11 protein-coding genes and 6 tRNA genes are annotated in these 12,923 nt (G+C 65.1%); 14 read left to right on the top strand and 3 right to left on the bottom strand.

Annotation, left to right across the window (positions count from 1 at the left end; translation table 11 throughout):
• Window positions 1-21: 21 nt before the first annotated feature.
• The 9 genes from clpX to M1L61_RS04710 all read left to right on the top strand — a co-directional run bounded on the left by clpX (window position 22) and on the right by M1L61_RS04710 (window position 7,232).
• Window positions 22-1,311 carry an ATP-dependent Clp protease ATP-binding subunit ClpX gene (gene clpX / locus M1L61_RS04670; protein WP_019336555.1) on the top strand — a complete coding sequence of 430 codons (1,290 nt, stop codon included), beginning with the start codon at window positions 22-24 and terminating at the stop codon, window positions 1,309-1,311.
• A 142-nt stretch (window positions 1,312-1,453) separates the two neighbouring features.
• Entirely contained in the window at window positions 1,454-3,907 is a 2,454-nt protein-coding gene (gene lon / locus M1L61_RS04675; protein WP_197576540.1) for an endopeptidase La, read from the top strand.
• Window positions 3,908-4,124: 217 nt separating this feature from the next.
• Window positions 4,125-4,397, top strand: coding sequence for an HU family DNA-binding protein (locus M1L61_RS04680; protein ID WP_004146343.1), 273 nt, complete (start codon window positions 4,125-4,127; stop codon window positions 4,395-4,397).
• A gap of 11 nt (window positions 4,398-4,408) precedes the next feature.
• A tRNA-Val gene (locus M1L61_RS04685) sits at window positions 4,409-4,483 on the top strand.
• Window positions 4,484-4,509: 26 nt separating this feature from the next.
• A tRNA-Asp gene (locus M1L61_RS04690) sits at window positions 4,510-4,586 on the top strand.
• 85 nt (window positions 4,587-4,671) lie between these two features.
• A tRNA-Asp gene (locus M1L61_RS04695) sits at window positions 4,672-4,748 on the top strand.
• Between the two features lie 87 nt (window positions 4,749-4,835).
• A tRNA-Asp gene (locus tag M1L61_RS04700) sits at window positions 4,836-4,912 on the top strand.
• A 106-nt stretch (window positions 4,913-5,018) separates the two neighbouring features.
• Window positions 5,019-5,095: transfer RNA gene (locus M1L61_RS04705), tRNA-Asp, on the top strand.
• A gap of 181 nt (window positions 5,096-5,276) precedes the next feature.
• Window positions 5,277-7,232 (top strand): peptidyl-prolyl cis-trans isomerase, encoded by a 1,956-nt coding sequence (locus M1L61_RS04710; protein WP_248854383.1) that lies wholly within the window; start codon window positions 5,277-5,279, stop codon window positions 7,230-7,232.
• A 197-nt stretch (window positions 7,233-7,429) separates the two neighbouring features.
• On the opposite strand, the gene M1L61_RS04715 is transcribed toward M1L61_RS04710, so the two are convergent.
• Window positions 7,430-8,629 carry a lytic transglycosylase domain-containing protein gene (locus M1L61_RS04715; protein ID WP_010483881.1) on the bottom strand — a complete coding sequence of 400 codons (1,200 nt, stop codon included), beginning with the start codon at window positions 8,627-8,629 and terminating at the stop codon, window positions 7,430-7,432.
• Window positions 8,626-9,390, bottom strand: coding sequence for a hydroxyacylglutathione hydrolase (gene gloB, locus M1L61_RS04720; protein ID WP_248854384.1), 765 nt, complete (start codon window positions 9,388-9,390; stop codon window positions 8,626-8,628). Before gloB ends, M1L61_RS04715 begins: the two co-directional genes overlap by 4 nt.
• Before the next feature lie 11 nt (window positions 9,391-9,401).
• Here gloB and M1L61_RS04725 point away from each other — a divergent pair, with 11 nt between their 5' ends.
• From M1L61_RS04725 to dnaQ, 3 genes are read left to right on the top strand one after another with little or no spacing between them, the layout of a single operon-like run.
• Entirely contained in the window at window positions 9,402-10,046 is a 645-nt protein-coding gene (locus tag M1L61_RS04725) for a methyltransferase domain-containing protein (RefSeq protein WP_010483877.1), read from the top strand.
• Window positions 10,047-10,059: 13 nt separating this feature from the next.
• A complete protein-coding gene (gene rnhA / locus M1L61_RS04730; protein WP_010483875.1) occupies window positions 10,060-10,512 on the top strand; it encodes a ribonuclease HI in 453 nt (150 codons plus the stop codon).
• 4 nt (window positions 10,513-10,516) lie between these two features.
• Complete coding sequence (gene dnaQ, locus M1L61_RS04735; protein WP_010483873.1) at window positions 10,517-11,248, top strand: DNA polymerase III subunit epsilon; 732 nt, start codon at window positions 10,517-10,519, stop codon at window positions 11,246-11,248.
• 62 nt (window positions 11,249-11,310) lie between these two features.
• Here the strand turns inward: dnaQ and M1L61_RS04740 are convergent, their stop codons facing one another.
• On the bottom strand, window positions 11,311-12,015 hold the full coding sequence (locus tag M1L61_RS04740; protein WP_010483871.1) for a protein phosphatase 2C domain-containing protein: 705 nt from the start codon (window positions 12,013-12,015) through the stop codon (window positions 11,311-11,313).
• Window positions 12,016-12,180: 165 nt separating this feature from the next.
• On the opposite strand from M1L61_RS04740, the gene M1L61_RS04745 reads away from it, so the two are divergent.
• Window positions 12,181-12,271, top strand: a tRNA-Ser gene (locus M1L61_RS04745).
• A gap of 241 nt (window positions 12,272-12,512) precedes the next feature.
• Window positions 12,513-12,917: a DUF6165 family protein gene (locus tag M1L61_RS04750; protein ID WP_010483869.1), complete on the top strand. Its 405-nt coding sequence runs from the start codon at window positions 12,513-12,515 to the stop codon at window positions 12,915-12,917.
• Window positions 12,918-12,923 lie beyond the last annotated feature (6 nt).

Below are 12,923 nucleotides of genomic sequence, written 5' to 3' on the forward strand. Positions count from 1 at the left end.
GGGTAACTGGGTAAGCGAAGCATGAGCGAAGACCGCCAAGGTCGTTCCACGGACACCGGCAAGATCCTCTACTGCTCTTTCTGCGGCAAGAGCCAGCATGAAGTGCGCAAGCTGATTGCGGGTCCGAGCGTGTTCATCTGTGATGAATGCGTGGAGCTGTGCAACGACATCATCCGCGAGGAACTTGAGGAAAAGGCGCAGTCGGCGCGCAGTTCGCTGCCGAAGCCGCGCGAGATCCTCGAGGTGCTCGACCAGTACGTGATCGGCCAGAACCGCGCCAAGCGCACCCTGGCCGTGGCCGTGTACAACCACTACAAGCGCATCGAGAGCCGGCAGAAGAACGACGACGTCGAACTGGCGAAGTCGAACATCCTGCTGGTCGGCCCGACCGGTTCGGGCAAGACGCTGCTGGCCGAGACCCTGGCCCGCCTGCTCAACGTGCCGTTTACCATGGCCGACGCCACCACGCTGACCGAAGCCGGTTACGTGGGCGAGGACGTGGAGAACATCATCCAGAAGCTGCTGCAGAAGTGCGACTACGACGTCGAGAAGGCGCAGCAGGGCATCGTCTACATCGATGAAATCGACAAGATCTCGCGCAAGAGCGAGAACCCGTCGATCACCCGCGATGTGTCCGGCGAAGGCGTGCAGCAGGCCCTGCTGAAGCTGATCGAAGGTACCGTGGCCAGCGTTCCGCCGCAGGGCGGCCGCAAGCATCCGCAGCAGGAATTCCTGCAGGTGGACACCAAGAACATCCTGTTCATCTGCGGCGGCGCGTTCGCCGGGCTGGACAAGGTGATCCAGGCCCGTTCCACCGACGTCGGCAGCATCGGCTTCGGCGCCAAGGTGAAGAGCAGCGAGCGCAAGCAGGAAGTGGGCAAGGTGCTGGCCGAAGTCGAGCCGGAAGACCTGATCAAGTTCGGCCTGATCCCCGAGTTCGTCGGCCGCCTGCCGGTGGTGGCGACCCTGGAGGAGCTGGACGAGCCGGCCCTGATCAGGATCCTGACCGAGCCGAAGAACGCCATCACCAAGCAGTTCAAGAAGCTGTTCGAGATGGAGAGCGTCGAACTGGAGTTCCGTCCGGACGCGTTGTCGGCCATCGCCCGCAAGGCGCTCAAGCGCAAGACCGGCGCCCGTGGCCTGCGCACCATCGTCGAATCGGTCCTGCTGGACACCATGTACGACCTGCCGTCGCAGGAAAACGTCAGCAAGGTGGTGGTGGACGAATCGGTGATCGAGCACAAGTCCGAGCCGTACCTGATCTACCAGACCCCGGCGGCCCCTGAACAGAAGGCCGCAGGCGCTGAGTGATCCTTCCAGGTTGTTGATTGGAAAGGATTTTCAAGGAATGCCTTGCATCTGAAAGCCGATGGCCCCATAACGGGGCCATCGGCTTTTTTTGTCTCCGGAAGATGCCCTCCCGGAGGCGGTTTTCCCCTTCCCTGGAGCCCCCATGGCCCGTTCCCCAAGTGAAACCCTCGACCTGCCGGTCCTGCCGCTGCGCGACGTAGTGGTGTTCCCGCACATGGTCATCCCGCTGTTCGTCGGCCGTGACAAGTCCATGCACGCGCTCGAACAGGCAATGGAGGCGGACAAGCGCATCCTGCTGCTGGCGCAGAAGTCGGCCGAGACCGATGACCCGCATGCGGCCGATCTCTACCAGGTCGGTACGCTGGCGCAGGTGCTGCAACTGCTGAAGCTGCCCGACGGCACCATCAAGGTGCTGGTCGAAGGCCTGTCGCGCGTGCAGGTCACCCACGTCGACGAGCGCAACGGCTCGCTGCATGGGCAGGCGGTGGAAATTGACGCCACCGACGAGCGCGAAGCGCGCGAGGTCGAGGCGATTGCCCGCTCGCTGATGTCGCTGTTCGAGCAGTACGTCAAGACCAACCGCAAGCTGCCGCCGGAACTGCTGCAGACGCTGTCGGGCATCGATGAGCCGGCGCGCCTGGCCGACACCATCGCCGCGCACATCAGCGTGCGCCTGGCCGACAAGCAGCGCCTGCTGGAAACGCTGGCCGTCGGCGATCGCCTGGAGATGCTGGTCGGCCTGGTCGATGGCGAGATCGACGTGCAGCAGATGGAAAAGCGCATCCGCGGCCGCGTGAAGTCGCAGATGGAGAAGAGCCAGCGCGAGTACTACCTCAACGAACAGATGAAGGCCATCCAGAAGGAACTGGGTGACCTGGACGACGCGCCGGGCGAGCTGGAAGAGCTGGCCCGCAAGATCGCCGAAGCCGGCATGCCGAAGGCCGTTGAAGTCAAGGCACGCAACGAACTGAACAAGCTCAAGCAGATGTCGCCGATGTCGGCCGAAGCCGCGGTCGTGCGCAACTACCTGGAGTGGCTGCTGGGCGTGCCGTGGAAGAAGCGCAGCAAGGTGCGCAAGGACCTGAAGGTGGCGCAGGACACCCTCGATGCCGATCACTACGGCCTGGAGAAGGTCAAGGAGCGCATCCTTGAGTACCTGGCGGTGCAGTCGCGCGTGAAGCAGATGAAGGGCCCGATCCTGTGCCTGGTCGGGCCGCCGGGCGTGGGCAAGACCTCGCTGGGCCAGTCCATCGCCAAGGCCACCAACCGCAAGTTCGTGCGCATGTCGCTGGGCGGCGTGCGTGACGAGGCCGAGATCCGTGGCCACCGTCGTACCTACGTCGGTTCGATGCCGGGCCGCATCGTGCAGAACCTCAACAAGGTCGGCAGCAAGAACCCGCTGTTCGTGCTCGACGAGATCGACAAGATGTCGATGGACTTCCGTGGCGATCCGTCTTCGGCGCTGCTGGAAGTGCTCGACCCGGAGCAGAACAACGCGTTCAACGACCACTATCTGGAAGTGGATCTGGACCTGTCCGAAGTGATGTTCGTGGCCACCTCGAACTCGCTCAATATTCCGGGCCCGTTGCTGGACCGCATGGAAGTGATCCGCATCCCCGGCTACACCGAGGATGAGAAGCTCAACATCGCCACCCGCTACCTGGTGCCCAAGCAGATCAAGGCCAACGGCCTGCAGCCGGAAGAGCTGGAGATCGGCAGTGATGCCATCCAGGACATCGTGCGCTACTACACGCGCGAATCGGGCGTGCGCAACCTGGAACGCGAGATCGCCAAGATCTGCCGCAAGGTGGTGAAGGAGATAGCACTGGCCGGCCCGCAGCCGGCGGCGAAGGCGAAGAAGGGTGCGAAGAAGTCCAAGGCGCTGGTGAGCGTGTCCAGCAAGAACCTGGACAAGTACCTGGGCGTGCGTCGCTTCGACTTCGGCCGTGCCGAGGAAGAAAACGAGATCGGCCTGGTCACCGGACTGGCGTGGACCGAAGTCGGTGGCGATCTGCTGCAGATCGAATCGACGCTGGTACCGGGCAAGGGGCAGTTGATCCTGACCGGCCAGCTCGGCAACGTGATGAAGGAATCGGCGTCGGCGGCACTGTCGGTGGTGCGTTCGCGCGCCGTGGGCTTTGGCATCGACAGCGACTTCCTGCAGAAGCACGACGTGCATCTGCACGTGCCCGATGGCGCCACGCCGAAGGACGGCCCGAGTGCCGGTGCGGCAATGGTCACCTCGCTGGTGTCGATGCTGACCAAGGTGCCGGTGCGTGCCGACGTGGCGATGACCGGTGAGATCACCCTGCGTGGTCGTGTCACCGCCATCGGTGGCTTGAAGGAGAAGCTGCTGGCCGCACTGCGCGGTGGTATCCGCACGGTCATCATCCCGGAAGAGAACCGCAAGGACCTTGCAGACATTCCGGCCAACGTCACCCGCGATCTGGAGATCGTGCCGGTGAAGTACATCGAAGAAGTCCTGGACCTGGCGCTGGAGCGTCCGCTGGCACCGAAGAAGGCGCGCAAGAGTGCGCAGCGTGTCACGGTGCGCAGCAAGGCCAAACCGAGTGGAAGCGCGCGCGTCAAGCATTGACGCGCGCTGTCCGATGGCCCGAAACCCGCGTCGTTGCTGGCTTTCCAGCTTGCGTGGGGGTAGGGCCACTGGTATAAAAGCAGCACTCGCGAATGAGTGATCGCTGTCAGCGATGACTGAATCGGCGAACCGTTTCCACATGGCGGCCGCATGCAGAAGGCGTGCGGTTGCTTCCCTGTCGAATAAGCGGAACCCACCGCCAAAGGAGTTGTAGAGAATGAACAAGACCGAATTGATCGATGCCGTTGCTGAAGCTGCCGACCTGACCAAGGCCGAGTCCAGCCGCGCTGTCGATGCCGTCGTTGCTGCCGTCACCAAGGCGCTGAAGGACGGCGATGCGGTCACCCTGGTTGGCTTCGGTACCTTCCAGGTCCGCGACCGTGCTGCCCGCACCGGCCGCAACCCGAAGACCGGCGACACCATCAAGATCGCTGCTTCGAAGAATCCGTCGTTCAAGGCTGGTAAGGCCCTGAAGGATGCTGTAAACTAAGCGGCTCGCTGGGGTGCTTAGCTCAGCGGTAGAGCGTCTCCTTTACACGGAGAGGGTCGGGGGTTCGAAACCCTCAGCACCCACCACAGCACCGCGGTAAAAGTTTGAGTGTGGAGCGGTAGTTCAGCTGGTTAGAATGCTGGCCTGTCACGCCGGAGGTCGCGGGTTCGAGTCCCGTCCGCTCCGCCATTCAACGAGGCCTCCGGCCAAAAGCTGGAGGCTTTGTTTTCTCCCCGGTCCACGCCAGTGGGAAAACAAAAAAAAGCAACAATGCGGAGCGGTAGTTCAGCTGGTTAGAATGCTGGCCTGTCACGCCGGAGGTCGCGGGTTCGAGTCCCGTCCGCTCCGCCACTACATCGAGGCCCCCGGCCTGAAGCCGGGGGCCTTGTATTCTCACCGACAGGTTCGGGAAGAAGGCGAAAAGGTTTTTGCAAGAACGGAGCGGTAGTTCAGCTGGTTAGAATGCTGGCCTGTCACGCCGGAGGTCGCGGGTTCGAGTCCCGTCCGCTCCGCCATTGCAGAATTCTTAAGTCCCTGTGAAAAAACTTTGAAAAAAGTGTTCATCGGGCTGGGTTTCCAGGGAGTCTTCGGATATACTGGGCGCCTGCAAAGTTTAAGCGCGGAGCGGTAGTTCAGCTGGTTAGAATGCTGGCCTGTCACGCCGGAGGTCGCGGGTTCGAGTCCCGTCCGCTCCGCCAACTTTAAAAGCCCTCGGCGCAAGCCGGGGGCTTTTTCTTTGGGCCGTGCCTCAGGCCTGCCGATGTGCTGATGGTGCAGGTCCACGAAGATCGGCGCAGGCCGCGCCGGCACTGCTTTTGGTCCCTGCGGCGAAGCGGGTTACACTGCCGGGCTCGCCAATCAGGCCTTGTGATTCTCACCATGCTGCAGAAACTCCGCGACAAGACCTCAGGCTGGATCGTCACCGTGATCCTGGGGCTGCTGATGATTCCGTTCCTGTTCGTGATCGACAACAGCTACCTCGGTGGCGTTGGCGCACAGAACGTGGCCAAGGTTTCCGCGCCGCCGACCTGGTGGCGTTCGGCGCCGTCGTGGTGGCCGGTACGCATGCTGTGGCAGCACCACGAGATCAGTGCGCAGGATTTCCGCACCCGCTTCGAGCAGGAGCGCATGCGCGAGCGCCAGCAGCAGGGTGAGAACTTCGACCCGCGCGCGTTCGAAAGCACTGAAAACAAGATGGCCGTGCTCGATCAGCTGATCGACGAGCAGGTCGTGCGCCTGGTGGGCGAGCAGGCCGGTGTCGTGGTGGGCGACGGTGCGGTGCGCGAGTACATCGCCACCATCCCGGCCTTCCTCGATTCGAACGGCAAGTTCAACGAGAACAACTATCGCCTGGCCCTGGCCGGTGGCAATCCGCCGCGTACGCCCACGCAGTTCCAGGAGCTGGTGCGCGAGAGCCTGCAGCAGTCGGTGATTCCGTCGGGCCTGCAGAATTCGGGCTTCGTCACCCAGGCCGAGACCGAGCGCCTGCTGAAGCTGCTGGGTGAAACCCGCGACGTCGAGCTGGCCGCGCTGCCGGAAGTGCCGGCCGATACCGCGCCGGTCACCGACGCCCAGATCAAGCAGTGGTACGACAGCCACGGCAAGGATTTCCGCCAGGCCGAAAGCGTGTCGCTGGAATACGTCGAGATCAACGGCGCGAACCTGCCGGCACCGACCGCGGCTGACGAAGCGACCCTTCGCAAGCGCTATGAAGACGAGAAGGCGAAGTTCACCTCGCCGGAACAGCGCCAGGCTGCCCATATCCTGATCACCGGTGACGGCGCCGAAGCCAAGGCGAACAAGATCGCTGCCGAAGCCAAGGCGGCCGGTGCCGACTTCGCTGCACTGGCCAAGGCCAATTCGGAAGACCCGGGTTCAAAGGACCAGGGCGGTGACCTGGGTTGGGTCGAGCGCGGTGCGATGGTCAAGCCGTTCGAAGATGCACTGTTCGCTGCCAAGGCGGGTGACGTGATCGGTCCGGTCAAGACCGACTTCGGCTACCACATCATCAAGGTCGCCGCGGTGCGTGGCGGCGAAGGCAAGTCGTTCGAGGAAGTGCGTGACACGCTGGCTGCCGAGCAGCTGAAGGCCGACGGCGAGCGCGGCTTCAACGAACTGGCCGGCAAGCTGGTCGACGCCATCAACAAGAGCCCGAGCGATCTGGCTGCTGCGGCCAAGGAAGTGAACCTGCCGCTGCAGACCCTGGGCCCGATCACCCGTGCCACTGCCAGTGGCATCGCCGCTGACCCGGCCGTGCTGCGTGCCGCGTTCTCCGACGTGCTGGTGCAGGACGGGACCGCCAGCGACCCGATCGCCCTGGGCGGCGCGACCAACCACAGTGTGGTCATCCGCGTGGCCGCGCACACTCCGGAACAGGCCATGCCGCTGGACAAGGCGCGCGAACAGGTGATCGCCGCGATCCGCGCCGACCGCCAGCGTCAGGCCAGCGACAAGGCCGCCGACGCCGTGCTGGCCAAGCTGAAGGCCGGTGCCACCCTGCAGTCGCTGGCTGCCAGCGAGAAGCTGCAGCTGAGCCCGATGCCAGGCCTGCCGCGCAGCCAGCCGGTGCCGACTCTGGAGATCAACCGCGCGATCTTCAGTGCGCCGGTGCCGGCGGAAGGCAAGCCGAGCTACGGCAAGGTCGACGTCAACGGCCACGCGCTGCTGTTCGCAGTGAACAAGGTCAACCCGGGCGACATCAAGGAAGTGACCGCCGAGCAGCAGAAGCAGCTCAAGGACCAGCTGAGCCAGATCGACGGCATGGCCGCAGCCAAGGCCTACGTCGAGGCGATGCGCAAGAAGTTCGTGATCCAGACCACCGAAGAGAACCTGTAAGCCTGGCGGCGGGCAGGACGAGAAAGGCCCGGCAATGCCGGGCCTTTTTTATTGGGAGCGATGCTGGAAATTGAACTGTAGAGCCGAGCCCATGCTCGGCCTGTCATGAACCCCGGCAGGGCGCGAACATGAAAAAGCCGAGCATGGGCTCGGCTCTACAGGAAGCAGGGCAGGGCGCGGCCGGAACCGCGCCTGCTTCAATCCTCGACGCGCAGTACCGCGCCCGGCTTCAGCACGCTGCTGCCGCTCAGGCCGTTCAGTGACAGCAGCGCCTTCACCGGCATGCCGTAGCGACGGGCGATGGTCCATGCCGACTCGCCATCACGCACGGTGTGGCGGCGGCTGCGCGGGCGGTCGGCGATCGCGGCGACGGTCTTGGCCACCTGCGGCGTCGGCGTGGTCGTGGCAACCGGTGCGGTGCTGGCCACCAGTGTGGTCGCGGTTTCCGTCACAGTCGCATTGGCAGCCGAGACCGGGGCCAGCACCCGGGTGGTTCCAGAGGCGCGGTTGCCGGCGGCCAGGGCCGGGTTGAGGCGGGCGATCCTGGCAGGGTCCAGCGCGCGCTGTGCGGCCCACTGCTGGACGCTGGTGCCGGCCGGCAGGGTGTGGTCCTTCAGCACCGGCACGGTGCGGTCCAGCGAGGCCATCACGCCCGGCTGGTCTTCCACGTCTTCCAGCACGCAGGCCAGGGCATGCAGCTTCTCGACATAGGCATGGGTGACCGGCGACAGGCCCGGCAGGGCTGCGGGCTTGGCGTTCTGCGCGTTCATGCCAGCCTTGCGCATGGACTGCAGTACCCGGTACTCGCCGGCGTTGTAGGCCATGGTGGCCAGGCGCCAGTCGCCACCGAACATGCCGTGCAGGGTCTTCAGGTAGCGCACCGCGGCCTGGGTGGAATCCACCGCCGACAGGCGGCCGTCATAGCCGTTGGCCATCGGCACGCGGTGGTTGCGCGCGGTGGTGGCGATGAACTGCCACAGGCCGGTCGGGCCGCTGCCGTTGCGGGCATTGGGCCGATAGCCGCTTTCCACGAACGGGATCAGCGCGAATTCGGTGGGCAGGTTGGCCTTGCGCAGCTCTTCGACCACATAGCCGAACAGCACCAGCGCATCATCATCCTGATTGGCCAGGCGCGAGGGGGCGTGGGCGAACTGCTTCTGCCAGCGCGGGCTGGTGGCCTCGGCATCGCAGCTGGGCTCGGCCAGGCCGTCGCGGAAGCTGGTGAAGATCTCCTGGCCGTTGCGCACCGAAGCGGCGGGCAGCGCTGAAGCGTCCAGCGGCAGGGCCGCAGCAGCGGTCAGGTTCTGGCTGATGCCGGCACCCAGCGACTGTGCGCCCGCGGTTCCGGCCAGCCCCAGGGCAAGGCCCAGGGCCAGCGGCAGACTTCGGCGCATCATGCGCGGAAGCCGTCTTTCCAGTGCCGGAGACCGGCCATCACGTCGACGTCGTCCACGACGTCACGGCCCAGGTGTGCCGATACCGACGCACGGATCGGTGCAGCGTGCACACGCAGGAAGGGATTGCAGTCGAATTCGTTGGCCAGGGTTACCGGCAGGGTGGAACGGTCATCGCGGCGCATGGCCAAAGCCTCCTCTTGGCGCTGCCACAAGGCAGCGTTGGCGGGGTCGACATGCCGCGCGAAGACGGCATTTGACACGGTGTACTCATGAGCGCAACAAAGCAGCAGTTGCGCGGGCAGGGCACCCAGCTTGCGCATCGACGCCAGCAGCTGGGACGGCGTACCTTCGAACAGGCGTCCACAGCCCAGGCTGAACAACGAATCTCCGCTGAAAAGATGTTCAGCAGTGTGAAACGCGATGTGGCTGCGGGTATGCCCGGGCACGGATAGTACGTGGAACGTCCGGCCCAGTGCCTGAACGCGTTCACCTTCACCGACCCGCTCGGTCGCCGTGGCAATGCGTTCCTCGACCGGCGCGACGACCCGCACGCCGGGGAAACGCGCCTGCAATGCCGGCACGCCACCGATGTGATCGTCGTGGTGATGGGTGAGCAGGATCGTGTCCACGCGCAGGCCCTGGTCGGCCAGCGCGAGCACGGGCGCGGCATCACCGGGGTCGACGACCACGGCGGCACCCTCGTCGTCGATCAGCGTCCAGATGTAGTTATCCGCAAATGCGGGCAGGGCAGTCAGTCGCATAGAATTGGACCATGCCCGCGCTGCAGAGCACCCGTCAAGCGAGCCAGACCCCGTGGTTCGACAGTGAACCGGCGGAGGCCTTGCGCGTGCTGGAACGGCAATTGCTGCTGCCGCAGCTGTCAGTGCTGCCGGCGCAGCCCTGGCTGTGGATCGCGCCGAGTGCGGCCTGGCTGGAGGATGCGCAGCTGGGTGGGCGCGGCCTGCGCCTGTATCGACAGGGGCCGGGCTATGCCGGCGACACCCGCTGCGCGCTGCCGTTGCCGCTGGCCAATGAAAGCGTCAATGCGATCGTGCTGCAGCATGTCACCGCGGCCGACGCTGATCGGCTGCTCGACGAGTGCGAGCGCGTGCTGATGCCGGGCGGCCACCTGTGGCTGAGCAGCCTCAATCCGTTCAGCCCGTACCGCACGCGCTGGCGCCAGCATGGGCTGGTGGTGCGCACGCCGCAGCGGATCCGCCTGCTGCTCGGCCGTCATGGGCTGGAGTGCGACGATATGCGTTACCTGGGCCCGCTCTGGCGCGGTGCGGGCAGCCGTCGTCCCGGAGGTTGGGCACCACTGCGTGCGGCCTGCCTGTTCCATGCGGAAAAACGCACGCTGGCCCTGCCCGGGCCGAAACCGCTGCCGGTGCGCTGGCACGGCACCGTAGCTACCTGATTCTGGAGTTGTATTGAAAACCATCGAAATCCACACCGACGGTTCCTGCCTTGGCAATCCCGGCCCCGGGGGCTGGGCTGCGCTGCTGCGCTACAAGGGCCACGAGCGTGAGCTGAGCGGTGGCGAGGCGCACACCACCAACAACCGGATGGAGCTGATGGCGGCCATTTCCGGGCTGGAGTCGCTGACCGAGCCGTGCAGCATCGTGCTCTATACCGATTCGCAGTACGTGAGGCAGGGCCTGACCCAGTGGATGCCGGGCTGGATCCGCAAGAACTGGAAGACCGCCGGTGGCGATCCGGTGAAAAACCGCGAGCTGTGGGAGCGCCTGCAGGCGGCCACGCTGCGGCACCAGATCGACTGGCGGTGGGTGAAGGGGCACTCCGGCGACCCCGACAATGAGCGGGTGGATACCCTGGCCCGCAACGCGGCGATCCAGATCCGCGACGCCAGCCCGGTAAACTGAGCCCATGCGTCAGATCATCCTCGATACCGAAACCACCGGCCTGGAGTGGAAGAAGGGCAACCGCATTGTCGAAATCGGCTGCGTGGAGCTGTTCAAGCGCCGCCCGACCGGCAACAACTACCACCAGTACATCAAGCCGGACTGTGAGTTCGAACAGGGCGCGCAGGAAGTCACCGGCCTGACCCTGGAGTTCCTCGATGACAAGCCGGACTTCGCGCAGATCGCCGACGAGTTCCTGGCCTTCATCGATGGCGCCGAACTGATCATCCATAACGCGGCGTTCGACCTCGGCTTCCTCGACAACGAGCTGTCGCTGCTGGGACCGCAGTACGGGAAGATCACCGACCGCTGCACCGTGATCGATACCCTGGTGATGGCGCGCGAGCGCTTCCCGGGCCAGCGCAATTCGCTGGATGCGCTGTGCAAGCGGCTGGGCGTGGACAACTCGCACCGTGCACTGCACGGCGGCCTGCTCGATGCGCAGATCCTGGGCGACGTCTACATCGCGCTGACCTCGGGCCAGGAGGAAATCGGCTTCGGCCTGGGCGATGACGATGGCGGTGGTGCCGGTGCGGCGCTGCAGGCCTTCGACACCAGCAAGCTGCTGCCGCGCCCGCGCGTGGTGGCCACGCCGTCGGAACTGGAAGCGCATGCCGCGCGACTGGAGCGGCTGCGCAAGAAGGCTGGCCACGCGCTGTGGGATGGCCCGAAGGTGGAAGAGCCCGCCAGCGCATAAACATCCACGCATGGCGTGGATCTACTGTAGAGCCGAGCCCATGCTCGGCTCATGCACCAGGTTCAGTGGCAGCGCACCAGGATGACGCTGATGTTGTCGCGGCCACCGCCGTCGAGCGCGGCCGCGACCAGCGTATCCACGCACTCCTGCGCGCTGGCATCGTCGAAGGCGAGGGTGCGGGCGATGCCGCGGTCGTCCACTTCCTCGGTCAGTCCGTCACTGCACAGCAGCAGCTGCATGCCCGGGCGCAGTTCACCGCTGGTGGTGGCCACGTTCAGATGCGCCGGATCGGTCACGCCCAGCGCCTGGGTGACCACGTTGCGATGCGGATGTGCGCGCGCCTGTTCGGCGGTCAGGTTGCCCTGCGCGACCAGTTCCTGCACCACGCTGTGGTCCTGGCTGAGCTGCGCAAGTTGGCCGTCGCGCCACAGGTAGGCGCGGCTGTCGCCGACCCACGCCACTTCATAGCGATTGCCCTGCACGCGCGCGGCAACCACGGTGGTGCCCATCGGCAGCGTGTCGTTGCGTCGGCGCGAGGCGCGGATGATCTCTTCGTCGGCGGTGCGGATGGCCTGCGCCAGCGGCGCGCCGCGGCGGATCTCGCGCACGATGGTCTCGCGTGCCAGCGCGCTTGCCACTTCGCCGCAGGCGGGTCCGCCCATGCCGTCGGCCACCAGCCACAAGGCCAGCTCGCTGTCACCGTAGTAGGTGTCCTCGTTGAGCTCGCGGCGCATGCCGGGGTGGGTGAGGTGTCCGAATTCGATCATGGGGGGCTGGGGCGGGGTGTTGCTGGGGAGACAGGCATCATCGGGTGACGGCACGCATCCGGCAAGGCATGCGCTCAGGAAATTTTCACTTCGTTGGCCGGAATGACTTGTCGTCGGCCTCACTTCCTCGTATGATGCGCGTCCCCGGTCCGCCGGGGACCACCCGGAGAGGTGGCAGAGTGGTTGAATGTACCTGACTCGAAATCAGGCAGGCGTTTATAGCGCCTCGGGGGTTCGAATCCCCCCCTCTCCGCCAGATAAAGAAAAAGGGCTGCCGAAAGGCAGCCCTTTTTCTTTATCTGGCGCGGGACGCGACGCGCGTTGCGCGTCGCCCCACGCGTTGCTGTGCAACGCGTGGGCCCCTCCCTTTGCCGGCCTCTCCCCGCCCCTGTCGGGGCAGCCCCTCAACAGAGGGGCTTGTTCCTCCAGATGGATCTACCTGTCCCATCGCGAGCTGCGGGTTAAACTGCACGCATCACCTGCTGGAGCTTTTCCCGATGACCGCTGAAATCCTCGTCCCCGTTTCCTTCGGCGAGCTGCTGGACAAGATCTCGATCCTGCAGATCAAGTCCGAGCGCATCAGCGACGAGGGCAAGCTGGCCAATGTGCGCAAGGAGCTGTCGGCGCTGGAGCAGACCTGGATGGCACACCCGGCGGCGGTGAAGGACATCGCCAAGCTGCGTGCCGAGCTGAAGACGGTCAACGAGCAGCTGTGGGACATCGAGGACGACATCCGCCTGAAGGAGAAGGCGCAGGCGTTCGATCAGGGCTTCATCGACCTGGCGCGCAGTGTCTACCTGCGCAACGACGAACGCGCGCGCATCAAGAAGGCGATCAACCTGGCGCTGGGTTCGGCGTACGTGGAAGAGAAGTCCTACCAGGATTACGCGCAGCGCGCGTAATCCCCG

The organism is Stenotrophomonas sp. NY11291 (assembly GCF_023277365.1).
Lineage (GTDB): Bacteria > Pseudomonadota > Gammaproteobacteria > Xanthomonadales > Xanthomonadaceae > Stenotrophomonas > Stenotrophomonas geniculata.

What these genes read in the sequence shown, in the direction of transcription:
- M1L61_RS04710 (WP_248854383.1), top strand. Translation starts at nt 5,277, where the DNA reads ATGCTGCAGAAACTCCGCGACAAGACCTCAGGCTGGATCGTCACCGTG.
- M1L61_RS04715 (WP_010483881.1), bottom strand. Translation starts at nt 8,629, where the DNA reads ATGATGCGCCGAAGTCTGCCGCTGGCCCTGGGCCTTGCCCTGGGGCTG.
- clpX (WP_019336555.1), top strand. Translation starts at nt 22, where the DNA reads ATGAGCGAAGACCGCCAAGGTCGTTCCACGGACACCGGCAAGATCCTC.
- M1L61_RS04725 (WP_010483877.1), top strand. Translation starts at nt 9,402, where the DNA reads ATGCCCGCGCTGCAGAGCACCCGTCAAGCGAGCCAGACCCCGTGGTTC.
- dnaQ (WP_010483873.1), top strand. Translation starts at nt 10,517, where the DNA reads ATGCGTCAGATCATCCTCGATACCGAAACCACCGGCCTGGAGTGGAAG.
- M1L61_RS04740 (WP_010483871.1), bottom strand. Translation starts at nt 12,015, where the DNA reads ATGATCGAATTCGGACACCTCACCCACCCCGGCATGCGCCGCGAGCTC.
- M1L61_RS04680 (WP_004146343.1), top strand. Translation starts at nt 4,125, where the DNA reads ATGAACAAGACCGAATTGATCGATGCCGTTGCTGAAGCTGCCGACCTG.
- M1L61_RS04750 (WP_010483869.1), top strand. Translation starts at nt 12,513, where the DNA reads ATGACCGCTGAAATCCTCGTCCCCGTTTCCTTCGGCGAGCTGCTGGAC.
- lon (WP_197576540.1), top strand. Translation starts at nt 1,454, where the DNA reads ATGGCCCGTTCCCCAAGTGAAACCCTCGACCTGCCGGTCCTGCCGCTG.
- gloB (WP_248854384.1), bottom strand. Translation starts at nt 9,390, where the DNA reads ATGCGACTGACTGCCCTGCCCGCATTTGCGGATAACTACATCTGGACG.